The 22,742-nt window shown below is 61.8% G+C and carries 20 protein-coding genes, 1 tRNA gene and 1 pseudogene; 6 read left to right on the top strand and 16 right to left on the bottom strand.

The window, feature by feature from the left end:
* Window positions 1-2: 2 nt before the first annotated feature.
* Window positions 3-1,463, bottom strand: a complete 1,461-nt coding sequence (locus ABJO61_RS02070; RefSeq protein WP_348323171.1) for an NAD-dependent succinate-semialdehyde dehydrogenase — start codon at window positions 1,461-1,463, stop codon at window positions 3-5.
* 147 nt (window positions 1,464-1,610) lie between these two features.
* Between ABJO61_RS02070 and ABJO61_RS02065 the strand changes: the two genes are divergently transcribed.
* Complete coding sequence (locus tag ABJO61_RS02065) at window positions 1,611-2,756, top strand: M14 family metallopeptidase (RefSeq protein WP_348323172.1); 1,146 nt, start codon at window positions 1,611-1,613, stop codon at window positions 2,754-2,756.
* Between the two features lie 4 nt (window positions 2,757-2,760).
* On the opposite strand, the gene ABJO61_RS02060 is transcribed toward ABJO61_RS02065, so the two are convergent.
* Window positions 2,761-3,252 carry a GNAT family N-acetyltransferase gene (locus ABJO61_RS02060; protein ID WP_348330999.1) on the bottom strand — a complete coding sequence of 164 codons (492 nt, stop codon included), beginning with the start codon at window positions 3,250-3,252 and terminating at the stop codon, window positions 2,761-2,763.
* A 126-nt stretch (window positions 3,253-3,378) separates the two neighbouring features.
* Between ABJO61_RS02060 and ABJO61_RS02055 the strand changes: the two genes are divergently transcribed.
* Window positions 3,379-4,059: an HAD family hydrolase gene (locus ABJO61_RS02055; RefSeq protein ID WP_348330997.1), complete on the top strand. Its 681-nt coding sequence runs from the start codon at window positions 3,379-3,381 to the stop codon at window positions 4,057-4,059.
* On the opposite strand, the gene ABJO61_RS02050 is transcribed toward ABJO61_RS02055, so the two are convergent.
* Complete coding sequence (locus ABJO61_RS02050) at window positions 4,056-5,222, bottom strand: DUF3047 domain-containing protein (protein WP_348323376.1); 1,167 nt, start codon at window positions 5,220-5,222, stop codon at window positions 4,056-4,058. The genes ABJO61_RS02055 and ABJO61_RS02050 overlap by 4 nt on opposite strands.
* Window positions 5,223-5,389: 167 nt before the next feature.
* Between ABJO61_RS02050 and ABJO61_RS02045 the strand changes: the two genes are divergently transcribed.
* Window positions 5,390-5,465: transfer RNA gene (locus ABJO61_RS02045), tRNA-Val, on the top strand.
* A 32-nt stretch (window positions 5,466-5,497) separates the two neighbouring features.
* Here the strand turns inward: ABJO61_RS02045 and ABJO61_RS02040 are convergent.
* Entirely contained in the window at window positions 5,498-6,307 is an 810-nt protein-coding gene (locus tag ABJO61_RS02040) for a sulfite exporter TauE/SafE family protein (RefSeq protein ID WP_348323377.1), read from the bottom strand.
* Window positions 6,308-6,505: 198 nt separating this feature from the next.
* On the opposite strand from ABJO61_RS02040, the gene ABJO61_RS02035 reads away from it, so the two are divergent.
* Entirely contained in the window at window positions 6,506-8,992 is a 2,487-nt protein-coding gene (locus tag ABJO61_RS02035) for a patatin-like protein (RefSeq protein ID WP_348323378.1), read from the top strand.
* Window positions 8,993-8,998: 6 nt separating this feature from the next.
* On the opposite strand, the gene ABJO61_RS02030 is transcribed toward ABJO61_RS02035, so the two are convergent.
* From ABJO61_RS02030 to ABJO61_RS01995, 8 genes are all read right to left on the bottom strand, one after another.
* Window positions 8,999-10,006, bottom strand: coding sequence for a lysophospholipase (locus ABJO61_RS02030; RefSeq protein ID WP_348323379.1), 1,008 nt, complete (start codon window positions 10,004-10,006; stop codon window positions 8,999-9,001).
* Window positions 10,007-10,082: 76 nt separating this feature from the next.
* Window positions 10,083-12,206 carry a TonB-dependent receptor gene (locus ABJO61_RS02025; RefSeq protein ID WP_348323380.1) on the bottom strand — a complete coding sequence of 708 codons (2,124 nt, stop codon included), beginning with the start codon at window positions 12,204-12,206 and terminating at the stop codon, window positions 10,083-10,085.
* A gap of 37 nt (window positions 12,207-12,243) precedes the next feature.
* Window positions 12,244-12,657 (bottom strand): hypothetical protein, encoded by a 414-nt coding sequence (locus ABJO61_RS02020; protein ID WP_348323381.1) that lies wholly within the window; start codon window positions 12,655-12,657, stop codon window positions 12,244-12,246.
* 129 nt (window positions 12,658-12,786) lie between these two features.
* Complete coding sequence (locus ABJO61_RS02015) at window positions 12,787-13,386, bottom strand: uracil-DNA glycosylase family protein (protein ID WP_348323382.1); 600 nt, start codon at window positions 13,384-13,386, stop codon at window positions 12,787-12,789.
* Between the two features lie 43 nt (window positions 13,387-13,429).
* Window positions 13,430-14,581, bottom strand: a complete 1,152-nt coding sequence (locus ABJO61_RS02010) for an acyl-CoA dehydrogenase family protein (RefSeq protein WP_348323383.1) — start codon at window positions 14,579-14,581, stop codon at window positions 13,430-13,432.
* Between the two features lie 87 nt (window positions 14,582-14,668).
* Window positions 14,669-15,208 (bottom strand): PAS domain-containing protein, encoded by a 540-nt coding sequence (locus tag ABJO61_RS02005; protein ID WP_348323384.1) that lies wholly within the window; start codon window positions 15,206-15,208, stop codon window positions 14,669-14,671.
* Window positions 15,209-15,310: 102 nt separating this feature from the next.
* Window positions 15,311-15,862 (bottom strand): PAS domain-containing protein, encoded by a 552-nt coding sequence (locus tag ABJO61_RS02000; protein WP_348323385.1) that lies wholly within the window; start codon window positions 15,860-15,862, stop codon window positions 15,311-15,313.
* A 12-nt stretch (window positions 15,863-15,874) separates the two neighbouring features.
* Window positions 15,875-16,378: a PAS domain-containing protein gene (locus ABJO61_RS01995; RefSeq protein WP_348323386.1), complete on the bottom strand. Its 504-nt coding sequence runs from the start codon at window positions 16,376-16,378 to the stop codon at window positions 15,875-15,877.
* Window positions 16,379-16,540: 162 nt separating this feature from the next.
* Between ABJO61_RS01995 and ABJO61_RS01990 the strand changes: the two genes are divergently transcribed.
* Complete coding sequence (locus ABJO61_RS01990; protein ID WP_348323387.1) at window positions 16,541-16,984, top strand: PaaI family thioesterase; 444 nt, start codon at window positions 16,541-16,543, stop codon at window positions 16,982-16,984.
* A 5-nt stretch (window positions 16,985-16,989) separates the two neighbouring features.
* On the opposite strand, the gene ABJO61_RS01985 is transcribed toward ABJO61_RS01990, so the two are convergent.
* Window positions 16,990-17,553, bottom strand: a complete 564-nt coding sequence (locus ABJO61_RS01985) for a PAS domain-containing protein (RefSeq protein WP_348323388.1) — start codon at window positions 17,551-17,553, stop codon at window positions 16,990-16,992.
* Between the two features lie 161 nt (window positions 17,554-17,714).
* On the opposite strand from ABJO61_RS01985, the gene ABJO61_RS01980 reads away from it, so the two are divergent.
* Window positions 17,715-18,752 carry an LLM class flavin-dependent oxidoreductase gene (locus tag ABJO61_RS01980; RefSeq protein WP_348323389.1) on the top strand — a complete coding sequence of 346 codons (1,038 nt, stop codon included), beginning with the start codon at window positions 17,715-17,717 and terminating at the stop codon, window positions 18,750-18,752.
* On the opposite strand, the gene ABJO61_RS01975 is transcribed toward ABJO61_RS01980, so the two are convergent.
* From ABJO61_RS01975 to ABJO61_RS01965, 3 genes and pseudogenes are all read right to left on the bottom strand, one after another.
* A complete protein-coding gene (locus tag ABJO61_RS01975) occupies window positions 18,749-20,164 on the bottom strand; it encodes an MFS transporter (RefSeq protein WP_348323390.1) in 1,416 nt (471 codons plus the stop codon). The genes ABJO61_RS01980 and ABJO61_RS01975 overlap by 4 nt on opposite strands.
* Window positions 20,165-20,237: 73 nt before the next feature.
* Window positions 20,238-20,995, bottom strand: a pseudogene (locus ABJO61_RS01970) (IS5 family transposase).
* 339 nt (window positions 20,996-21,334) lie between these two features.
* Window positions 21,335-22,594 (bottom strand): nucleoside transporter C-terminal domain-containing protein, encoded by a 1,260-nt coding sequence (locus ABJO61_RS01965; protein WP_348323391.1) that lies wholly within the window; start codon window positions 22,592-22,594, stop codon window positions 21,335-21,337.
* Window positions 22,595-22,742 lie beyond the last annotated feature (148 nt).

Here is a 22,742-nt window from a genome sequence, read left to right as displayed (position 1 = left end):
CGTCAAAGCCCCGCCATCGCCACATATTTCACTTCGAGAAATTCCTCGATACCCCAAGGCCCGCCTTCGCGGCCAAGCCCGGATTCCTTGAAGCCACCGAAGGGCGCAAGCTCGGTCGAGATGATACCGGCATTGACGCCTACAAGGCCTGCTTCCAGCGCTTCCGCCGCGCGCCAGACACGGCCGATGTCGCGGCTGTAGAAATAAGAGGCGAGACCGAAGGGCGTATCGTTCGCCATTGCGATGCCCTCCTCGTCCGTTTCGAAGCGGAAGACGGGCGCGAGCGGACCAAAGGTTTCTTCTCGCGCGGCTTTCATGTCCGGCTTCATGCCCGTGAGGACAGTCGGCTCGAAGAAGGTGCCGCCCTTCGCATGACGCTTGCCGCCCGTGAGAATCTTCGCGCCGCCCGCAACGGCATCCGCAACATGCTCCTCGACCTTTCCGACCGCCGCCATTTCGATGAGCGGGCCTTGCGCCACGCCCTCTTCAAAGCCCGCGCCGACTTTCAGCTCTGCGACTTTCTTCGCGAGCTTTTCCACGAACTCGTCATGCACGGCGGATTGCACGAGGAAGCGATTGGTGCAGATGCAGGTCTGGCCGGTGTTGCGGAATTTCGAAGCGACGGCGCCTTCGACCGCAGCGTCGATATCCGCATCGTCGAAGACGATGAAAGGCGCATTGCCGCCGAGTTCCAGCGCGACCTTTTTCACCGTGGAGGCCGATTGCTGCATCAGCTGCTTGCCGATTTCCGTGGAGCCGGTGAAGGTGACCTTGCGGACGATGGGGTTAGACGTCATTTCGCCGCCGATGGCACCCGCCTTGCCGGTGATGACGCTGAGGACGCCATCGGGTACACCGGCGCGGCTTGCCAGTTCCGCCAGTGCAAAGGCGGAGAGCGGGGTCATGGTGGCGGGCTTCACCACCATCGAGCATCCGGCGGCAAGCGCAGGGGCAGCCTTGCGTGTGATCATGGCGGCGGGAAAGTTCCACGGCGTGATGGCGGCGCAGACGCCAATGGGCTGCTTCAGCACGACGATGCGGCGGTCGCTCGTGGGCGCGGGCACCACGGCGCCGTAAACGCGTTTGGCCTCTTCGGCGTAAAACTCGATGAAGGCGGCGGCATAGGCAATTTCGCCCTTGGCTTCCGCCAGCGGCTTGCCCTGCTCTGCCGTCAGGATCGCGCCGAGATCATCCTGATTTTCCATCATCAGATCGAACCAGCGGCGCAAGATGGCACCACGCTCCTTCGCCGGACGAGCGGCCCATTCCTTCTGGGCCCGCTCCGCGGCCTCAAGGGCTTCGCGCGTCTCCGCGGCGCCAAGAGAGGGAACCGTCGCAATCGTCTCTCCCGTCGCCGGGTCCACGACATCGATCCGGGGGGCGTCCGCCCCTACCCATTTTCCGTCCAGAAAACAGCGCGTCTTTAGGAGTGTCTTGTCCTTGAGGCGGGTGGAGAGTGTCATAAAATTCCCCTGAAACTGCGGTACATGGCCGGGTTTATTGCTTATCCTTGCCTGCAAGCGTCATATAGGAATTCAGGCGGGTGAGACCATATCCTTGTTAGCATCCCCCGGCATGGGACGGAAAGAGCCCGAAACGGCACGGAACGCATGAAGGCCAGCGAATATTTCTCGGATAGCTATGTAGCGGCGCGGCGGCGCTTCCTCGATGCGGCAGAAACGGCAGGCGCGCGGCTTGCCGCTTACGAGAACCCGCATGCGAAGGGACCGGGAAAGACAAGGCTTTTCACCGATACAGCCTGGTTTGGCCCGGCCAATGCCGAGACGGTTCTGCTCAATACATGCGGCACACATGGCGCGGAGGGCTATGGCGGCTCGGCGGCGATGACCGCATGGATCAGCGAAGGGGGCCCGGCCGCGCTGCCGCCGGGCGTGGCCGTGCTGATGGTTCACGCGGTCAATCCCTTCGGCTTTGCCTGGGGACTGCGCTGCACGGAAAACAACGTCGACCTCAACCGCAATTTCCTCGACCACACGAAACCGCATCCCGACAATCCGCTGTACGAGGAGCTGCACGGCATTCTCTGCCCCAGTTCTCTCGCGGAAGGCGAGGTGCAGAAAATGCTGATAGCGGGCGCGCGCTTCGTCGAACGCCATGGCCAATGGGCGCTCGAAGACGCGATCAGCCGCGGACAATACACCCATGCCGATGGCTACCACTTCGGCGGCACGGCGCCCGAATGGTCGAACCTGACCATGCGCGAAATCGTGACGCGCAACCTCGCCCATGCGCACAAGGTCGGTTTCATCGACTGGCATTCGGGCCCGACAGGCAATGGCGAACTCATCTATCTGTGCTATTCGAAACCCGGCAGCCCGAGCTTCGAGCGCGCGGCACAATGGTGGGGCCGGGGCGCGCTCGACCCGAAGACGGTCGATGCGATGTGGGGCTCCAAGCGGCCGACGCGGCGCGGGACGATGTTCTGGGGGATCGAGGACATGCTCTCCCCCCATGCGCAATTCGGCGGCGCGGCCATCGAATTCCGTTCGGCGCAAGCCAAGAACAATGCGGCGAAGGCCATGCGCGTGCCGATGCTGGAGCGCTGGCTGCGCTTTATCGGCGGCTTCGATGCGCCGGAAGCGCCCGGCTATTTCGAGGAAATTCGCGAGGACTATGCGCCGCGCCGCGCCTCCTGGCAGGAGAATGTCATCGAGAACGCGCTTTCCTGCTACGAGCGAACGCTGGCGGGACTTGGCGAATGGGCGCGCGAGAACGGGCTGAAGGCGGCGGACTGAAAGCTCAGTCCAGCATGAAGTCGTAACGCACTTCCATGATCTCGGGGTGGCGCGCGAAGCCGACGGGACGGCGCGCAACGAGCCGCCCGCCCATGCGCTCGTAAAAGCCGCGCGCCTTCGCATTCTTCTCCAGCACCCAGAGAAAAGCCTCGCGGCGGCCGAGGCAGGAAATCTCGTCGAAAAGATGCGTGAGAAGCGCCGCCCCAACGCCCTGCCCGTGATCTTCCTTGCGGATATAGAGTGTGGTGACTTCCGCGCCTTCCATATGGCCGAAACCGACGGGGACACCCGCCTGCTCCGCCATCCAGGCGATACCGCGCCCGAGCGCATCGCTCCAGACGGTCTCCTCGCGCTGTGCATCCAGCTTGTCGAGAAGCGGCTGCGGGAGAAGGCCGGGATAAGCCTCGCGCCAGCACACGACCTTGAGGCGAGCGAGCGTTTCCTCATCCTCGCCGGGCATGGCCATTCGTGTCTGGTAGCGCGTAAGCAATTTCATGCCAAAAGTATGACGAAGATCGGCTCCCGACCGAAGCGGAAAATGCCGGTTTGCCGCGCAGGGCTTGCAAGCGCCGGAGACCCATGCGAGAGAGACCCCGGTTTCCCCTCCCCCCGGATGCATGCCATGTCTCGCCCTGTTGTCCTTTTCGATCTCGATGGAACGCTCGCCGACACGGCGGCGGATCTCTGCGAGACGCTGAACGTCATTCTCGAAATGCATGGACGCGAACGCGTACCCGAGACCCGTGTGCGGCACCTTGTCGGCGGCGGGGCACGGCTGCTGCTCGAACGCGGCTTCCAGGAGACGGGGGAGCCGGCAAGCGACGCGATGCTCGACCTCAGCTTCGACGAATTCATCGACTATTACGGGCGCCACATTGCCGACCATACGAAGCTCTGGCCCGGTATGCGCGACCAGCTCGACATGCTCGCGGAACGCGGCGCGCTGATGGCGGTTTGCACGAACAAGGTGGAAGGCCTGTCGCGGACGCTGCTCGCCATGCTCGGCATCGACCATTATTTCCCTGTGGTCATCGGCGGCGACACGCTGCCGGTTAAGAAACCCGACCCGGAACATCTTTTCGAGGCGATCCGTCAACTCGGCGGCGCGCGGGAAGACGCCGTGATGGTTGGCGACAGCGAGACGGATGTTTATGCCGCGAAGAATGCGGGCCTGCCCTGCATCTGCGTGAGCTTCGGCTATACGCGCGTGCCGGTGCCGGAACTCGACGCCGAAGCGGTGATCGATCATTTCGACGAGTTCCCCGCCGCACTGGCGAAGCTCATGCCGAAATATTTCGCCTAGGCGATCGTCAGGATCCGATCGCCATCCACCAGCTCGATATCGGCATATTCGCAGATGCCCTCGCGGCGCTGGAAAACGCTGACGGCAATGAGCCAGACCTTCACGATGCGGGCGGGCGGGACACCGACGGCTTTCGCATAATCCGCCCTTACCGGCTGCTCCTCCGACAACCATTTCCCGATATTCGCCCGGTCTGAACGCAGCACCCAATGCGTCTCCACCTTGTCCCAGTAGGGAAGCGGACAGGGAAAGATCGTGCCTTCGGGGAGCGATGACGACCACATATAGGTGAGGTCCTGGCCGTTATCGAATTCGACCGCGATGGAGAGATAATCGTGGGTGGGCTGGATATCTTCCGGCAGATCGCAGGGTAGCTTATCGACCTTCCAACGCCAGCGAAGACGCGTGTTCTCCGTAAGCGGAACATCGACCGGATATTGCAGGATACCGACATCGCCCGCTGTGTGGCAGCAGATGCTGTGACCATCGGCGCTGTTCGCATCGCGGAAGATGCGGCCGTCGCCAAGCCGCCAGAGGTAGCGCCAGCCTTGCGGCGCGAAGACGGGGCTCAGCACTTCTTCACGCGCCCGGCCGACAAGGCCCTCATAGTCGCCCGCCCGCGCCATGGCCTCGAGACCGGCGACCGCCCCTTCCTTCCAGACGATGACGCAGGCGCATATTTCGCCCGCGAGACCGCCGCGCGGATATTCGGGATCGAAGGCGCCCTGCTCGTCCGCCCATTCGCCGGGAGGCTTGGCCACGATTTCGAGCGCGCCGCCGGGCGCGGCCACCGTGGAGGTGTTGGTGGGGGTTTTCAGGATCGAGCTGCCGTCCGCCCGCAGCCAGAGGCCGATACGCGCGCCGAAACCGAGATCGAGCGGCTTCGACGCCCAGAAACCGCCTGCGGCGAAGACCGTCACCTCTTCGCCCGGCGCGGTATCGATATCGAGGGACTGCCAGTCATCCTCCGGCGCGAGCGAGACAAACCGCGCAACGCGGATATGGGGCACAACCGGGGACGCGGCCAGAAGGCGGGAAAATGCCTGCTCGAAGGCAACGCCGGCCTGCGGCCCGAGCGGACGCGGGCTGACAAGGCGGCCCACGCCCCGGACCGCCAGCCGCGCCAGGGTCATCATGTTCCTCAATCCCGGATTTCCCGCCATAGGCCGCCTCTCCCCCTCTATTCTCAGGATCTTTTTGCCATGAACGAACATAGCGCATGACAGAGGCATTTCGACGGCTTGACTTGGCGCGGGCGCAAAGCCTATAGACGGGCTCCCTCGACATAATTGCCGCGCTGGCGCCCCATGCGCCCCGGCCATGTCGCGAAGGACGGTTAGCTCAGTTGGTAGAGCACTGTGTTCACATCGCAGGGGTCACTGGTTCGAGTCCAGTACCGTCCACCATCTTTCCCCACATGATTAAATCGCCAACCCCTTCAAATGAAGGCGGTCAGCGCGTCCATGCCCGTCCCGACGATATAGAGCCCGGTCGTGATGACGACAGCCGCAAAAACCACCGATAGCGCCTGACGCGAGCCGGAAAGGTGGCGCGCCAGCCGGAGACCGGCGAAAGACCCGCCAAGGCCGCCCAGCACCATGAGGCCGGCCGTCGGCCAGTCGACAAGGTCCGAGATGGCGTAGCTCGTGGCGGTGGTCAGCCCGAAAACCGTGACAGAGACGAGCGAGGAACCAATTGCGTTCAAAAGCGGCATCGCCGTCGCGGTGACGAGACCCGGCACGATGAGGAAGCCGCCGCCTATGCCGAAAAAGCCCGAAAGACCGCCAACCATGAAGCCCGTGCTTGCCAACGGCGGCAGAAGACGAGGCGCCGTGGCGCGATCAAGCCGGACGTCCGGGTTTCCGCCCGCTCCGCGCCGGAAGAACATGGCCACGCCGACGAGAATCATGACCAGGCCGAAAAGCGCGAGCAATATCTCTCCGCCGACGGCCTTGCCGAGCTGCGCGCCGAGCGCCGCCCCGGCAACGCCCGAGCCCGCGAAAACGAGGGCGCAGGGCCATTTCACCGTGCGGGCGCGCGCATGCATGGCGAGGCTGAGGGCGGCATTGGCTGCAACCGCCAGCGCGCCTGTGCCGATCGCCACATGAGGCGAAGCGACACCTACAACGTATAGAAGGAGGGGAACGGCAAGGATCGAGCCGCCGCCGCCTATGAGCCCGAGCGAGAGGCCGATCAGTACCCCCGAGGCGAGCGCGAGGAGCGTGTGGGTCAGAACGGGGTCCAGCATGAGCTATTCCTTGATCGCGGCGCGAGCGGCAGAGCCCTTTCGCCGGGCCCCTTATTTACGTATTTGCAGCGTAAATAAGAATGGCGCAAGCTGTCGCAGTATCGTTAATTGGTCATGAGGGGCTCCTCTCCTAGACTGGCCGCCGAGTCGGAGGGCCCGTGCGGGCACCCGAAGCCAGCCAATGCCGAGGCCGGGGGCATGAAGGAAAAGGAACTCAGGATCGCGCTTGTCTGCTACGGCGGTGTTTCGCTCGCCGTCTACATGCATGGCGTGACCAAGGAAATCCTCAAGCTGATACGGGCCTCGCGCGTCTATCATCACGACCTTGCACGTTCTCATCGTGCCTCGGCGACCTATAGTGATCTCGAACATGACGGGCGCGAGACAGATACCGAGGAAATCTATTTCGAACTGATACAGGCGATCGGCGAGACGCTGGAACTGCGCGTGTTTGTCGACACCATTGCCGGCGCTTCGGCAGGCGGCATCAGCGGTGTACTGCTCGCCCGCGCGCTTGCCCACGACCTGCCGATGGACCCGCTTCGCAAGATGTGGCTTGAACAGGCGGACATCGTGGCGCTGATGGACGAGCATCATCTCGCCGGGCGTTGGGACAAACTGTTCATGAAGCCTCTCTTCTGGGGCATCACGGAAAAATGGCTCGCGAAATATGCGCCGGACATGGAGATGCGGCAAAAGCTGCAACTCTTCACGCGCTCGCGCTGGTTCGAGCCGCCCTTCTCGGGCGAGATCATGAGCGGCATGCTGCTCGATGCCTGCCTTGCGATGGGCGAGCCGAACCCGGCCAACGCCTCACTGCTACCGACGGGGCACCGGCTCGACCTGATCGTCTCGGTGACGGATTTTCACGGCTACAGTCAGAACATTCCGCTGCACGATCCGGTTTCAATCCGCGAACGCGAACATCGCCATACGCTGAAGTTCAGCTATTTCCAGCATTCGGGCGGGGCAACGCTGAGCGATTTCGACACGGCTCATGTACCCGGGCTCGTTTTCGCGGCGCGGGCGACCTCATGCTTTCCCGGCGCCTTTCCGCCTGCGCGGATCGGCGAGATCGACGCACTGCTCAAGGAACGGAAGCTTCCCTGGCCGACGCGCGACGAATTCCTGCGCGGCAATTTCAAGCCGCTCATTGCCGCCGGATCAGACCCGGTGAAGGCTTCCTTCATCGATGGCAGCGTGCTCAACAACAAGCCTTTCGGCGAAGCGATCAGCGCCATTCGCGGACGCCCCGCCTACCGCGAAGTCGACCGCCGCATGATCTATATCGACCCGGACCCGAAAGGCGGGCGCGCGGAAGCCGGCGGCGCGGCGCCCGGCTTCTTCCAGGCGATACGCGGCGCGCTTTCCGACATTCCTCGCAACCAGCCGGTGCGCGATGAACTGGAAGCGCTGCACGATTTTTCGGAACGTGTCCGGCGCTACCGACAGATCGTCGCGGCGACGCGGCCTCATGTGCGCACACGCATTACCGAGCTTTTCAACGGTAACGGAAAGACACTTCCTGGCGCGGAGGAGCTCGCCAAGCTCCGGAACAATGCTAACGCACAGGCGGCCGTGGAAGCGGGATATGCATATGACGCCTATATCCAGCTCAAGGTTGCGTCGGTGCTCGACCAGATCACAAACATCATTGCCGATCTCAGCGAGGCCGTGAACCATCCAAGCGACAAGCTGGCGCTGTCCCGCGCGGTGGAAAGCTGGGCCAAGGACACGCGCATTTTCCCGGTGCAGTGGCTGGCGGGCGCTGGCGGCAATGCGGAACCGAGCAAGGAAGATGCATGGGTACGCTTCCTGCGCGAATTCGACGTGAGCTTCCGGGTGCGGCGCTTGCGCTTCGTGATCCGCAGGCTCAACGAACTCTACCAGGATATCGAAGCAAGCGACGAAGGCAGCCTGTATTCGGACGCACTGGATGAATTCAAGACCAGCCTTTATCGCATCCTCGACCGCATGCAGTCGGAGACGGCATCGCGACTCAGAACCGATGAAATTCGGCACATATGCAAGTCGATCTACGAGGACGGTATTGCCGAGCCGCACGAAATCGACGCTTTCACAATTCATGTGGCGCCAGTGCTCGACCTTGTCGGTCTCGACGGGGATGCCGACGCACATTTCGCGGAAATGGCAGCGAGCACCCTTCCCTTCGACATTCGCGCCGAACTCGTGCAGGCTTATGTCGGCTTTCCCTTTTTCGACGTGCTGACACTGCCGCTCAACAAGTGGCAGGATCTCGACGATGTCGACACGGTGCAGGTGGACCGGATCAGCCCGGAGGATGCACGCTCGATCCGCGAGGGCGGCGCGCCCGCGACACTGATGGGGCGCGACCTCGGCTATTTTGCGGCTTTCTTCAGCCGCCGCGCGCGGGAGAACGATTACTTGTGGGGCCGATTGCACGCGGCAGAACGGCTGGTCGACATCGTGACGAGCAGCGCCCCCGTCGCGATCAAGAAGTCGGGGATCGACCTGGTGCAGCTGAAGGCGAGGCTCTTCCGCTCGATCCTCAAAACGGAAAAGCAGCATCTCGACCATGTTCCCGAGCTCTTCGCCGATCTCGAACGGGAACTCAAAATCCGCTTCGGCGAGGAAGGTGCGCCGACCGCGGAGGCCGCCTCCGAGGAGGATGAGGGCGGCAAGGCCATGTCGCAGGACGCCTGAACCGATCTAGCCTTGTTTCTTCGCCAGAGGACCGCAGGGCTGCAGATTTTCATCTTGCCCCGAAGGTAACGGGCCGCTCCTCTTCGATATCCATGCGGCGATATCCCTCCAGACGGTCTCACGAGCGAGATCGCGCAGAAGCATGTGGTAGCCGCCGGGATAGCAGGCGACCGTGACGTTCGCCTTTGCCCTTTCGAATTTCTCGAGAGTGTCTGCAATAGCGGGCGCCGGCACAATTTCGTCTTTTGCGCCATAGAGCAGCAGCACGGGCTTGCGGATTTCAGGTACCGCTTCATAGGCACTATCCATCAGGCCGACGAGACCGTAAATCGTGCCGATGCGAGTTTCCTTGATAACGAGCGGGTCTCGGCCCAGCGCGCGCAGCATCTCGATATTGTCCGACGGCCAGATATCAAGACCGCGTCCGGTAAGCGTCACCGATGGCACGAGATGGGCGGCGCTCCAGAGAGTGACGGCATAAACCTCATTCAGTTGCTGCCAGCCCCATACCGCAGGCGCGGACAGAACAAGGCCATCGACATCGGGTGGCGCGGGCAATGTCATGGTGCGCATGGCAACGGCGCTGCCCATGCTCTCGCCCATCAGATAGAGCGGGAGGCCCGGATATTTTTCGCGCAACAATGCAACAACCTCTGCCGCGTCCTCCGCCATGCGATCATCGCCCGCCCAGAGCCCTCGCCCCGGCGCGCGGCCAAAACCGCGCTGGTCGATTGCGACGAGCGTGAGCCCCTGTTCGGCGAACCAGGGCCCCGGCCCGGGCCCGGCGAAAGCATTCGAGTAATCGTTGAACCCGTGAAGCGCGAGGATGACTGCACGCGGCTCCTCCGCCTCGAAGACAAGCATGGGAAGGCGCGCACCATCCGCCATGACCGCCTGCGCGGCGGAGGCCTGCTCGATATGCGGTTCGAAGACGGGATCGCCTGTACGCATCGTCTGCGGCGCGCAGGCCGCAGCAAAGGCGAGAAGAACAAGGGCAATGAGCAAGCGAGACATGGACCGAGGCTATCGCATCGGCCAGGCACAGGCGAGGAAGAGAGGGGAGGAAGCGCAGGCTCCCTCCCCATCCCGCTTAGAACTCGAAATTCACCTGAAGATAAGCAGAGCGGCCGGGTTCGTTCACCTGCACCACGGCAGGATCGAATCCGTTCGCCTCGTTGAGGTAGGACGCGTAGGTCGTGTCCAGAATGTTGGCGATGCCGCCCTGCAGCGTCAGCGCATCGGCGAGCCGCCACGTGCCGAACAGGTCGATCACGGCATAGCCTGACGTTTCCTGCAGATCGAGGCCCGAACCCGTCGCCGTGCTCGTGTCACTCCGCGACTGTTTGGCGGCCCAACGCAGGCGCGACCCCGCGCTCCATTCCGTAACATCATAGGTGAGCTCCAGGCTGCCGCTCAGTGGCGGTATCTGGTAGAGCGGCCGGTCATCGGTGGTGTTCTCGCCATAGGTGTAGGCGATGTCTGCGCCGATACGCCAGGAAGGTGCGAAAGCCCACTGAGCGGCAATATCGATGCCTGCCAGTTCCGCATCGACATTGCGGAAGATGCTCGACACACCATCATTGACGAGGACGCCGGACTGGCCCCGCGCAATATCGCGCGAGATGAAATCCTGAACATTGTCGTACCAGATGCTCGTGGACGCCTTCCAGACGGGGCGTGTTATCTCCATCCCCATATCGACCTGATGATGCTTCTCGGGATCGATGCCTGGATTGCCAACCCAGCCACCGCCGCCCATTGCGGGAGCGCGGACGATGCCACGCTCCGTCGCATCCGCCGTGCGTACGGCGCGGCTTGCGCCTACCCAGCCTGAGAAATCGCCGAAATCGTGCATGACGCGTACGAGGCCGCTCACATTGGTTTCGTCCTGGTCCGTCTGCGTGACACCGTAGAAGGTGCCATAGAGTGTGCGGGCCGTGACCGCGCCCATACCACCCGGCAGAACATCGGCCTTTGTTGCCCTGACGGAAACGAAATCGGTACGAATGCCCGTAATGAGGTCCGTCTTTTCCGCCAGCGGGGCCTTCACCTCTGCGAAGATACCCACATCCTCGATTTCCATGCCCGGCCAGGTGTAATTGGAGATCGTGGTCGGCGGGACGGCAGCCATCATGGAGGAATAGCTCACCGCGTCGCGATCGTTACGCCGGTAGTCGCCGCCGAGCGTAACTTCCACCGCTCCAAACGCGAAATCGCCCGCGAGGCGAGCGCCGCGCGTGTCGGACGTTGCGTCGGTGCGCATGGTCATCATGCCGGGTGTACGCAGCGAATAGTTGTCCATCACATGATCGACGAAGGAACCGTAGACGCTTGCGTCAAACCCCTTGAACACGCCTGCTTCGGCAAAGTTGTGGTCGACCGCCAGGCGATAGGTATCCGTTGCGGTCCAGGGTGCGTCCATGCCGGCGCCTGCAAAATAGGCATCGACGACATGGTTTTCTTCCATGGAGAGGGAGAGAAGCGAATCCGCGCCATAACGCAGGCCAACCTCGCCGCCACCGCCATATTGCTTGAAGGCGGAGCGGACTTCGCGACCGTCGCCATCTTCATAATTGTCCGCGCGGCGGCCCGTGAAAAAGCCGCGAATATAGCTGCCGTTCTCGACAGCACGCGCCTGCATGCTCGCATAGCGCTGGGAACCGTTCGACTCGTAGCCGCCCTCCAGGTTGCCGGAGAGCCCCTCAGCGAAATCGGCGGAATCGGCGCGTTCCAGGGAGACCGTGCCCGCCGGTGCGGGCGGTCCGTCCAGCACCGTCTGATAGCCCCGGCGAACGGTGATGCTGTCGCCGGACATGGGCATCATGGAAGAGGTAGGCGGGTCCATGCGGCTCGGGCAAGCGCCAAAGACATAGGCGCCATCGCTGATGACGGCGATGCGATCTTGCGTCATACCGCGAATGCTGATGTCGGAACCGTGTCCGCCGCGACGGCCCGCGCTCACGCCCGGTATGCGGGAGATGAGTTCGCCGGCATCGCGCGCGGGCTGGCCGCCGATTTCCTCCACCGCGAATGTCCGGGAATCGGCCGGGTCTTCCTCCGGCGCATCGACAACGAGTTCGGGGATGAGAATGGGGGAGACTTCGTCTTCCGCCGCATGGGCGGGAAGTGTCCACAAGGCCGACATGGCGACGGCCGAAGCGGTGCCGGCGAGCAACATGGCGCGCCGCGCCGCAAGAGAGCGCTGAAACAACATTGAATCTTTCCTGTCTTGTCTGAGTTTTCGAACGGTTTCAGACGTAGACAGGCGGTCCCCGGGTGAGCGCTGGAGGATGCTCTGTGCCGTGCGGCGGCAGGCGGAGCGCAGCAGCGGGGCGCGGAAGGTCCGGCAAGCGCGGCCGGGGCAACTGGATGAAGAGCCCGTCGCGGAATTCCGCCAGCGCAGCTGTCGCCACCGGCGCGCAGAGGCCGGGCGCAATGTTGTATTGCTCTTCTTGTTCGGGAAGAGGCGTCCCCTGACTATCGAGCCAGATGACCTGAAGTCCACTGCCGGTACAGATGACGATGCGATCGGAAAAGACGCCGGTAGCCTCCAGCGGGCGAGCGGTGACGGTTCCTGCAAGAGCCGGGAACAGCATCGCGACAGCGACAAGCGCCAGAAGCAACCGGGAGAGGAGCGGCGTCCCGCCAGCGCCACGGCGCGGCATTGTGCCATTCCTTCTTGTCACGTGCAGAATCCCCAACGGCCCGCTTCCCCATTTTTCGGCAGTATCGGGAGAGGGGGTAGAGCTGTCAAAACGCCGATGCGCCGATGGCTGTGGCTCAATGACGCAGCCCTAGCCGATGAGGCGGCGCACATCGTGCTTCAGGACTGGCAACAAGTCCTCCGCGAACCACGGATTCCTCTTTATCCATGCGTTGTTGCGCCATGAGGGATGCGGCAACGGGATAAAGCGGGGATGGTATTCGCGCCAGGCGGCAACCGTTTCAGTCAAGCTGGCCTTACGCGCCCTGCCGAGATGCCAGGCTTGCGCATACTGACCGACAAGAAGGATCAGTTCGATTTGAGGCAGGTGTTTGAAGAGCGGCTCGTGCCAGGTTTGCGCGCATTCGCGGCGAGGCGGCAGATCGCCCCCCTTTGCATCTAGCCCGGGAAAGCAGAACCCCATGGGCACGATGGCGATACACGCAGCGTCGTAAAACTCATCGGGCGATACGCCCATCCAGTCACGCAAACGATCGCCGCTCGGATCGGTAAAGGGCATGCCGGAGGCATGAACGCGGGTACCGGGCGCCTGCCCTGCGATGCAGATGCGTGCCGTGCGCGAGACTCGCAAGACCGGACGCGGCTCGTGCGGCAGCGGCGTCTTCAGCGGGCTTTCAACGCAGAGGCGGCAGGCGCGTATATCGTCGGTCAGGCGGTCGAGCTTCGTCATTGCCCGCATTGTGCAATGCGGATGGAAAGAAGCAAATCACGTCTCAGTTCACCGCCTTCAGAAGGTTGCGGGCAATGATGACCTGCTGCACCTGGCTCGTACCTTCGTAGATGCGGAAGATGCGCACATCACGGTAGAAACGCTCGATGCCATAATCCGCGACATAACCCGCGCCGCCATGCACCTGCACCGCGCGGTCGGCGATGCGACCCACGGCTTCCGAGCAGAAGAGCTTGGCACAGGAGCTTTCGGTCGCGACGTTTTCACCGGCGTCGCGGCGGCGCGCGGCGTCGATCACCATGCAGCGGCCGGCATAGGCTTCCATCTTCGAATCCGCGAGCATCGCCTGTACAAGCTGGAGATTGCCGATGGGTTCACCGAATTGCTTGCGCTCGGCGGCATAGAGGACGCTGTCCTCGACCAGCCGGTCTGCCACGCCGATGCAGACAGCGGAGATGTGCAGGCGGCCACGCTCCAGAACCTGCATGGCAGTAACGAAGCCCTTGCCCTCCTCCGCGCCGAGAAGGCATTCCGCGGGGATGCGCGCATCCTCAAAGACGACGTCGCAGATATGCGCGCCCTGCTGACCCATCTTCTTTTCTGGTTTGCCGATATGGATGCCAGGAATATCGCTCGGTACGACGAAGGCGGAGACGCCCTTCGCGCCCGGCGTCTTCGGATCGGTGCGCGCCATCAGTGTGAAGGCATGCGCCTTGTTGGCATTGGTGATGTAGCGCTTGGTGCCATTGACGATGTAGTGATCGCCGTCCTTGATGGCCGTGGTCTTGAGGGAAGCTGCGTCCGAGCCCGCTTCAGGTTCCGTCAGCGCGAAGGAGATAATCGCTTCGCCGCTGGCAATCTTCGGGAGCCAGTATTCCTTCTGATCCTGGCGGCCGTGCATGACGATGCCCTGACTGCCGATGCCGACATTGGTGCCAATCACGGAGCGAAAGGCAGGCGACGTACGGCCCAGTTCGAACATGAGGAGACATTCCTCCTCCATGGTGAGGCCGAGGCCGCCATATTCGACGGGAACCGAGATACCAAAAAGGCCAAGTTCCTTCATCTCCTCGACGATTTCGTCCGGCACCTTGTCGGTTTCGGAGACCTTGTCCTCGATCGGGCGCAGGCGCTCGTCGACAAAGCGGCGGACGGAGGAAATGAGCTGATCGCGTGTTTCGGCGTCGAGTGCCATGAGATTTCCCGGCTGTTCTTCTTGAAAGGCTGCGGGAATTTAGGCCAAGGGCCGCCGGGGGTCAAAACCTCCGAAAAAGCCAAGAATTCAGCGGCGTGGAAGCTCAATGGAGACCGTGGCGCCGAGAATCCGGTCGGTGCGGTTTCCGTCGAGCGAGAATGGCAGGTAGACAGCCTCGACCGAGACGGGACCACGCGCCGTGTATTCCATCGTGCCGGCAACCGCATAGGGCCGCTTCTGCTCCGCGACGAACTTGTAGAAGCTGAAAAGAACTTCGCTGAAACGGCCTGTGTGCGACGGGCTGTCGAGTACGCGCCGCCCGCGGAAGTTCGAGCCATGTGCATTCACGACATCGCCGCCCAGCAAGCGATAGGTCAGGTCGAAGGGCTGCCAGTTCACTTGCACCATGAGGAGGTTCGGCATGTGGCGGGCGAAGCGAACGGGATCGATTTCGCCGGGGCAAGGCATGGCGCGTACCCCGCGCAGTTCTTTCCAGTAGGAAAGCATATCGCGGCAGAGCGGTTCCTCAAGCTCCTTCAAACGGCGAAACGCGATGCCATGAGCATCCGCCTCGGCGAGCACATCCGCGTAGTCTTCGCTACGATAATCTTCCGCCAACTGCGTCATTGCCCACGCTCTGTCATTGAGATGGCTCCCTGCCCGAGTCATCAATCGGGAGAGTGCCGGAAGTCTCCTAATGCCGAATGAACCCAATCCGGACAATTTGAACTATTCTCGGTTTGTCGTCGCGGAAACACCGGAAAGACCGAGCCCCTCTCGCACCTCATAGGAAGAGCAACAAATGATCCTGTTTACCTTCTCTCCATCGGCACAAAGAGGCATATAGACGCCCTGAAAACCGGTATAGCCGCGCCCGAGCGACGCGAGCGTTCCTCCCGCCGCATAGGGCCGCCTGTCCGTTGCGACGGCGCGAAAAAGTTCAAACATCATCGTGCCGAAGCCGTCGCTCACCGCATTGAGCTCAAGCACCGCGCGGCCCGAATAATTGCCGCCATGCACACCCGCTATTTCCTCACCAAGGAGACGATAGCTGAGATCGAAGGGTTCCCAATCGACCTGGACCATCTGGAGGTGCGGCATGAGGCGCGCGAAATCCACCGGGTTCATATCGTTCGGCGAAGGCATAAGGCGGCTTCCGCGCTTTTCCTTCCAGTAGTCGAACATGAAAAGAACGATCGGATCGGTCAGATCCTTGAGGCGAACGAGGTTCGCACCTTCCTGATGTGCCGCTTCGTTCAGTTTAGGATTGCAATCGTCCATCTTTCCGAAATCTCATTCGCGGCCCATCTCATAGGCTGCCGCTCCCATGATATGGCTCACCGTACCCTCCGCAGAGGCGAGGGGGAGATAAATTGCCTTGAAGCGGCAAAAGCCCCTGTTCACGAACTGCAGCGAGCCCTCGGCGGCGCAAGGACGGCGGCGCCGCACGATGGAGGTATAGAAGCGCTGCATCGACGCGCCATAGCCCGGCGCATGGCGATCAAGTTCACGAACATCCATGCCCGTATAGTTGTCTCCATGTGCTTCCACGGTCTCGTTGCCGGCAAGGCTGTAGACGAAGGATGGACCTTCCTGCACCCGAACCATGAACATGCGGGGCATCAGGCGCGGAAAAGCAGTCGGCACGATCTCGCGCCGCACCGGTATGTCGCGCCCGGCCCTTGTCCGCTCCCAATAGGAGAGCAGATCCCGAAGCAATGGATCGGAAACATCTTCCAGGGACACGATGCGTGCGCTGTCCTCAAGAGAGGTCTTTTTTTGAAGGGCGACGCCCATATCAAGTTCCTTCAGACTGCATTCCCGCATTCTGACAAGCTTACGTAACGAAGACCTTAAATTCCAAGTTCCCATATGGAAAAGCCGCGGCACGGTTGGGAACCTCGAAGCTTTCCTGCTAAAAGCGCCGCAAGTGAATTGCAGTATCGGGGCGTTGCAGAAATGAATACGAGTTTGAACGATCGGCTGACTGGATACCAAAGCTGGGAAGGGCACGATCCCTTCGAGGATCATGCGGGGCCCTTCTTTTTCAAAAAGCATGACGACGGGCACGTCACCTGTGCGTTCGAGGCGACGCCGACACATTGCAATGGCGGCGGCTTTCTGCATGGCGGCATGCTGATGACATTTGCCGACTATTCGCTTTTTGCCATTGGCGGAGACGTGCTGGAAGGGCCGGCCGTGACCGTTTCTTTTTCAGCGGAATTCACAGCCGCCGCGGGCGCGGGCGAATTCGTCGAGGCGCGGGGCGAGATCGTGCAGAACACCGGCAGCATGGTATTTCTTCGCGGCCAGGTCTTCACAGGGAGCGGCGCTGCGGAGCGCATCCTTCTGAACTTTTCAGGCATCGTGAAACGCGTGAAGAAGAGGCCGCTTTCGGACTGATGGACTCAAGCTCCCATAAACGGACCGCGCGGGCGCAAGGCCGCCGTCTGGCGGCGAAGGTTCATTGATTCCAAATACGTGACGGTGACATCCATGAAACGATCGATGTTTTCTCCATCGCTCGACAAGGGGAGATATATCGCCTCATAACTTCTGTAGCTCTTGCCGAGCATATCTTGCGTTCCCCTGACTGCGGCGGGGCGGCGTTCCGAAAGCAGCCATGTGTAGAAGCCCTGCAGCAGGGTTCCGAGACCTGGAAGTTCCTTGTTGAAGCTGAGAACGTCTCTACCCTTCGGATTGAAGCCGAGATTCGCGATCACTTCTTCTCCGGCAAGACGCACGGGGAAACGCAAGGGGTCGTGCTCTACCCCGATCAGCGTGATCTTTGCTGCATGGCGCGCAAAACCGGCAAAATTCATCTCAATGGGCAACGGCATCGGCCGGGCGCCCTTCTTGTCCATCCAGTATTGCAGCATGTATTGCGTGACGGGATCGGAGAGCTCCGACAGATCGACGAACTGCGCCTTCGTCGCCTTCGCCTCCGCAACAAGTTCATCGGTAGGCAGCATGATTACTTTCCTCGCATAGCGGATATTGCGAATGTGACGATTAACGAGTTTTTAAACCCCGGCGGCGGGAAATCGCGGCTTTACCGATTTCGGCTGGAATCCGCCAAATCCACTGTTACAACGGCCTCTCATGAGCCGCCGCAAGAACGGACGATTTCTTCATGGTTACATTGAGCGTTCTCGATCAATCGCCGATCCGCAAGGGTGGAACCGCCGCCGAAGCGATCACGAACACGATAGACCTCGCACAACAAGCAGAGCGCTTCGGCTATAGCCGGTACTGGCTCGCCGAACATCACAACACGTCGTCCTTTGCGGGGTCCGCGCCCGAAGTGCTGATTGCCGCGGTCGCCGCCGCCACGGCGCGCATTCGCGTCGGCTCGGGGGGCGTGATGCTGCCGCATTACAGCCCTCTCAAGGTCGCGGAGTGCTTTCGGGTGCTGGAAACGCTCTATCCCGGCCGCATCGATCTCGGGCTGGGACGGGCACCCGGCGGTGACCAGCGAACAACGCGCGCGCTGCAACCGGGGCCCCAAGCCTATGACGTCGGCGTTTTTCCACAGCAGGTGGAGCTGCTACGGCAATTCCTGGAAGACTCGACGGGGCTTCAGGGCGAAGAAGGCGGCTTTCCTACCGACCATCCCTATACCGGGCTCCACGCGACGCCGCGCGGGCCGGGCATGCCGGACCTCTGGATGCTGGGTTCCGGTGGCGATGGCGCGCTCATCGCCGCGCAGTACGGCATGGCCTATTGCTTCGCCCATTTCATCAATCAGGATGCGGGCACGCAACCGCTCGATGTTTACCGAAAGAATTTTCGTCCTTCCCGCGAGATCAACGCTCCGAGGGGAGCCATTGCCGTCTCCGTCACCGTCGCGGATACGGAAGAAGATGCGAAACGTATCGCTTCATCGCGCAACCTCTGGGTGATGCATTTGCTGCAGAACCGTGGCGGCCCCTTTCCCTCCATTGAGGAGGCGCTCGACTACCCTTATACGGATGAAGACCGGGTGATGCTGCGCGCCATTGAGCAGCGGGGGTTTGCCGGTACGCCGGAGCAGGTTCGCGGGAAGCTGCTGGCGCTTGGCGAGGCACACGGCGTCGACGACTTCACGATTCTCACGATCACCTACGATCAGAAAGACCGTGTACGGTCTTATGAGCTGCTGGCCGAGGCAATGGGCATCAGAGCGGGTTAGTCCGCCGGTGAACGATGCATCCCCGTGCGGCGAAGGTCGCGCTTTTCGAGTGCCGTCCTGAGCCGTAACTGGCGCTCCTGCGTGATCGGATAGCGCAGGATGATAGCAATCGAAATCAGCCAGAGCACAAGCGGAACCAGGCAATACATCACGAGAAGCGCGAAGAGAGCCTCAGGCGAGTTGTCGGACGACTGCGCGTTGAACCCAGCCCAGGCGAGAATGGGCAGCGCGATGCCGACGCCGAAGGCCTCGGAAAACTTCCGCACCATACCAAGAAAGGCGAAGAGAAAGGCGGCGCGCGGCTCGCCGCTTTTCAGCGTATCGAGGTCCACGACGTCGGCCATGATCGACGGGCCGAGAATGGGCGCCGCGCCAAGCGCCAGCCCTTGCACCACGTTGATGAAAAAGAGACAGGCGAAGACGGCTTCGGGCGCGGCGGGCTTCACGACATAGATCACGACAGGGACCAGGGCGAAAACGAACATGGAGACAAGGCCCGCCAACGCGATGGCCTTGTGCTTGCCCATGCGACCGCCGAGCCAGACCCAGAAAGGCGAGCCGAGAACGCCCGCGACGAAAAGAACGAAGATCAGCACCGTGCCGGACTGGCCTATGCCCGCGACATGCTCGAAGAAGAAGATGACCACACCAATATTGATCGATCCCGCCAGCGCCCCGAAAATCGAACTCAGCAATACGATACGGAAGGGGCCGTTCTTCATGGCGACACGCAGGCCGCGCCGGAAGGGAATTGTCTTCGCCGCCGCGATTTGCGGCTCCGGCACCGAGGAAAAGGCGATGAGCGCGCAAACGGGCAACATCACCGCCGTGAGCCATCCGAGTACGCCGACGGCCGAGCGGCTGGCCGCACCTTCATCCACAGGAGCGCCGCTCCAGTAAGCACCGACTATGGGCGCGATGATGGCGACGAGGAGCCCGACCAGCAGGAATATCTCTCGGCTGCCTGCGATCCGGTTGCGCTCGCGATAGTCGCCCGAGAGTTCCGCACCCCAGGCGCCATAGGGAATCGTGATCAGCGTATAGCCGAAATAAATCGCGGCGATCCACATGAGCAAATAGGCATTCGAAACGCCATCCGGCGGCGCGAAAAGCATCAGTGACGAGACAACCATGATGGGTACACCGGCAGCGACCCAGGGTCTGCGCCTGCCCCAGCGCGTTCTCGTGCGGTCCGACAACCGGCCAATCAGCGGGTCCGTTATGACATCGGAAATCCGCGCCAGCATGAGAATGAAACCGACAGCCGCGAGGTCGAGGCCGAGAGTGCTCGAATAAAAGGGTGGAATGTAAACGGCGACCGGCAGACCGATGACGGCGAGCGGCACGACGAGCTGGCCATAGGCGATGAGCTGCCAATTCGACAATCTTTTGCCGGATGTCTCGCCCGTCATTCCCCCGCTCCTCCCAAAGCGTGGCGCGCTTTCGCGCCAAATCGTAAATGTAGTTTACTAGGGTCGAGACTCATTAAATCCACCATACGAGAGCTGCGACAAGGCAGACTGAGGCGAGATAGTTTCGCGCCAGACGATCGTAACGGGTGGCAATGCGTCTGAAGTCCTTCAACCTGTTGAAAGCACTTTCGACGCGCCAGCGCAGCTTATAGAGGCGCTTGTTGAAGCGGAACGGCTGCTTTCTGTTGCTGCGATTGGGAATGACCGGCTTGGTCCCGCGCTTGTCCAATTCCTCGCGCAATTCGGCGCTGTCATAGGCCTTGTCGCCCATCATGCGCTTGGCCGGCTTCACTCTGTGGATGAGGCGCTTGGCAACCGGGCAGTCATGGGCTTCGCCGCCAGTCAACAGGATGGCGATCAAGCGCCCCTTAACATCTGCAAGTGCGTGAATCTTCGTGTTGCGCCCGCCGCGTGAGCGGCCGATAGCCTGTTTCTGCTCCCCCCTTTTCCGCCCGTTGCCGAGCGGTGCGCCTTGACGTGAGTGGAGTCGATCATTTGCGTGTCTGCGCCGCGCCCTCTCCCCGCCAATTGCCGGAACAGGTTTTCCCAGATGCCGCGCCGTGCCCAGCGCACGAAGCGGTTGTAGATCGTCGTATGCGGGCCATAGGCCTCCGGACAATCGCACCAGCGGCAGCCGCTCTTGAGAACATGCACGATGCCGCTGATGACGCGGCGGTCGTCCACCCGCGCCACCCCACGCACATCCGTCGGCAAATGCGGTTCGATCCGTGCCCATTGTTCGTCGCTCAGCCAGAAAAGTTTCCTGCTCATGATCGCCATCCCCTTCCAATACAAATCAGATTCGCATGGAATCAGGATCACCCCGCCGCCGCATCAAAATTAATGGGTTTTGACCCTAGTATAAACCTCACACGCAATGGCCCGGTTCAGGCTGCGTTCAGGTTGGAAAAGCCATTCTACGTCTTGCCGATGGGTCGAGAGTTCATCGGACCTTATTCCACCCGATTTGTTGAGTACGGGTGGAGATTGGCGGCGTCCGTTCCGTACCCCGCGGACGCCGCCTTTTCTTATGTCAGGCAGCAGCCCCCAGGCGCGATGCAGAACTCATTCGTTCCGCTCTCCTTGTTTTTGGCCTGATCGTTATTTCGCTCAGATGATGAGACCAACCACTGCCCCCGTCATGGAGGTCGCAAGCGTGCCGGAAACCAGCGCGCGGGTGCCGAGCTTCACAATCTCAAGACGCCGGGAGGGCACGAGCGAGGTCAATCCGCCGATCAGGATGCCGACCGAGCCGAAATTCGCAAACCCGCACAGCGCGTAAACCATGATGAGGGTCGAGCGCTCCGAAAGCGCCCCCTCCGGCAAGGCGGCGAGATCGAGATAGGCAATGAATTCGTTCAGGATCGTCTTGGTGCCCATGAGCTGCCCCGCGAGATGCATTTCCTCCGCCGGTATACCCATCGCCCAGACAAGGGGGGAAAAGATCCAGCCCAGCATCCGCTGAAGCGTGAGCGGCGCTCCCCAGACTTCCGGGAACAGAGCGAGGACGATGTTCACGAGCGCGACGAGCGCGACCATCACGATGAGCATGGCCATGATATTGAGGAGGAGCTGGAGCCCCTCGAAGGTGCCCCGCGTCACCGCATCCATGCTGCTTTGATATTCGAGATGAGGCACGTCATCGCCGATACCCGTGGGTCTTGCGCCATGCTCCTCGGGCACCATGAGCCGCGCGACAAGAATGCCCGCGGGGAGGGATATCAGCGAGGCGACGAGAATCTGGCCGAGCGCGCCGGGGACGACGGGTGTGATGATGCTGGCGTAGAGAACGAGGACCGTGCCGGAGACCGTCGCAAGCCCTACCGTCATGGTCATGAAAAATTCAGCGCGGGTCAGCTTTTCCAGATAAGGGCGGATCAGAAGCGGTGCTTCCACCATGCCAACAAAGGCGTTGGCGGCGGAGGCCAGGCCGACGGCGCCGCCAATACCCATCGTCTTCTGCAGGACGTAGCCGAAGCCCCGCGTGATCCAGCCGAGGATACGCCAGTACCAGAAGAGCGCGGAGAGCGCGGACATCACGAGAACGAGCGGCAGCGCCTGGAAAGCCAGGATGAAGCTGTTCTGAGGGGCCGTGGTTTCGAAGGGTACAGCGCCGCCGCCGACATAACCGAAGACGAAGCCGGTGCCCGCCTTTGTGGCCTCCGTCAGCGCATCCACCACGCCGTTGAGCGCGAGGAGCGCACCTTGGGAAGCCGGAACCTTCAACAGCAGCAGGGCAAGTGCGATCTGGACCGCGAGGGCGGCCGCAACGGCTCGCAGCGAAAAGGCCCGCCGGTTCTCGCTGAACGCCCATGCGAGAGCAATGATGAGAGCAAGCCCAAAGGCGCTCTGAAGCGGGTAAAGGGTCATCGGGCTGAGGCTTTCCGGCTGATTTCAATGGATTTTGGGCGGGTTTCGGGCGGGTTTCGGGAAGGTTTCCGGGGCGTTTCAGCGGGCCGGCACATCATAAGGAGAGGCGGGAACAACGCAACGAGCGGGCTCTCCAAGCCTCCCTTGA

Source organism: Parvibaculum sp., from assembly GCF_039973015.1.
Lineage (GTDB): Bacteria > Pseudomonadota > Alphaproteobacteria > Parvibaculales > Parvibaculaceae > Parvibaculum.
This window is presented reverse-complemented; position numbering and strand designations above follow the sequence as displayed.

Coding starts and splice junctions, on each gene's coding strand:
- ABJO61_RS02070 (WP_348323171.1), bottom strand. CDS start 1,463: ATGACACTCTCCACCCGCCTCAAGGACAAGACACTCCTAAAGACGCGC.
- ABJO61_RS02065 (WP_348323172.1), top strand. CDS start 1,611: ATGAAGGCCAGCGAATATTTCTCGGATAGCTATGTAGCGGCGCGGCGG.
- ABJO61_RS02060 (WP_348330999.1), bottom strand. CDS start 3,252: ATGAAATTGCTTACGCGCTACCAGACACGAATGGCCATGCCCGGCGAG.
- ABJO61_RS02055 (WP_348330997.1), top strand. CDS start 3,379: ATGTCTCGCCCTGTTGTCCTTTTCGATCTCGATGGAACGCTCGCCGAC.
- ABJO61_RS02050 (WP_348323376.1), bottom strand. CDS start 5,222: ATGGCGGGAAATCCGGGATTGAGGAACATGATGACCCTGGCGCGGCTG.
- ABJO61_RS02040 (WP_348323377.1), bottom strand. CDS start 6,307: ATGCTGGACCCCGTTCTGACCCACACGCTCCTCGCGCTCGCCTCGGGG.
- ABJO61_RS02035 (WP_348323378.1), top strand. CDS start 6,506: ATGAAGGAAAAGGAACTCAGGATCGCGCTTGTCTGCTACGGCGGTGTT.
- ABJO61_RS02030 (WP_348323379.1), bottom strand. CDS start 10,006: ATGTCTCGCTTGCTCATTGCCCTTGTTCTTCTCGCCTTTGCTGCGGCC.
- ABJO61_RS02025 (WP_348323380.1), bottom strand. CDS start 12,206: ATGTTGTTTCAGCGCTCTCTTGCGGCGCGGCGCGCCATGTTGCTCGCC.
- ABJO61_RS02020 (WP_348323381.1), bottom strand. CDS start 12,657: ATGCCGCGCCGTGGCGCTGGCGGGACGCCGCTCCTCTCCCGGTTGCTT.
- ABJO61_RS02015 (WP_348323382.1), bottom strand. CDS start 13,386: ATGACGAAGCTCGACCGCCTGACCGACGATATACGCGCCTGCCGCCTC.
- ABJO61_RS02010 (WP_348323383.1), bottom strand. CDS start 14,581: ATGGCACTCGACGCCGAAACACGCGATCAGCTCATTTCCTCCGTCCGC.
- ABJO61_RS02005 (WP_348323384.1), bottom strand. CDS start 15,208: ATGACGCAGTTGGCGGAAGATTATCGTAGCGAAGACTACGCGGATGTG.
- ABJO61_RS02000 (WP_348323385.1), bottom strand. CDS start 15,862: ATGGACGATTGCAATCCTAAACTGAACGAAGCGGCACATCAGGAAGGT.
- ABJO61_RS01995 (WP_348323386.1), bottom strand. CDS start 16,378: ATGGGCGTCGCCCTTCAAAAAAAGACCTCTCTTGAGGACAGCGCACGC.
- ABJO61_RS01990 (WP_348323387.1), top strand. CDS start 16,541: ATGAATACGAGTTTGAACGATCGGCTGACTGGATACCAAAGCTGGGAA.
- ABJO61_RS01985 (WP_348323388.1), bottom strand. CDS start 17,553: ATGCTGCCTACCGATGAACTTGTTGCGGAGGCGAAGGCGACGAAGGCG.
- ABJO61_RS01980 (WP_348323389.1), top strand. CDS start 17,715: ATGGTTACATTGAGCGTTCTCGATCAATCGCCGATCCGCAAGGGTGGA.
- ABJO61_RS01975 (WP_348323390.1), bottom strand. CDS start 20,164: ATGACGGGCGAGACATCCGGCAAAAGATTGTCGAATTGGCAGCTCATC.
- ABJO61_RS01965 (WP_348323391.1), bottom strand. CDS start 22,594: ATGACCCTTTACCCGCTTCAGAGCGCCTTTGGGCTTGCTCTCATCATT.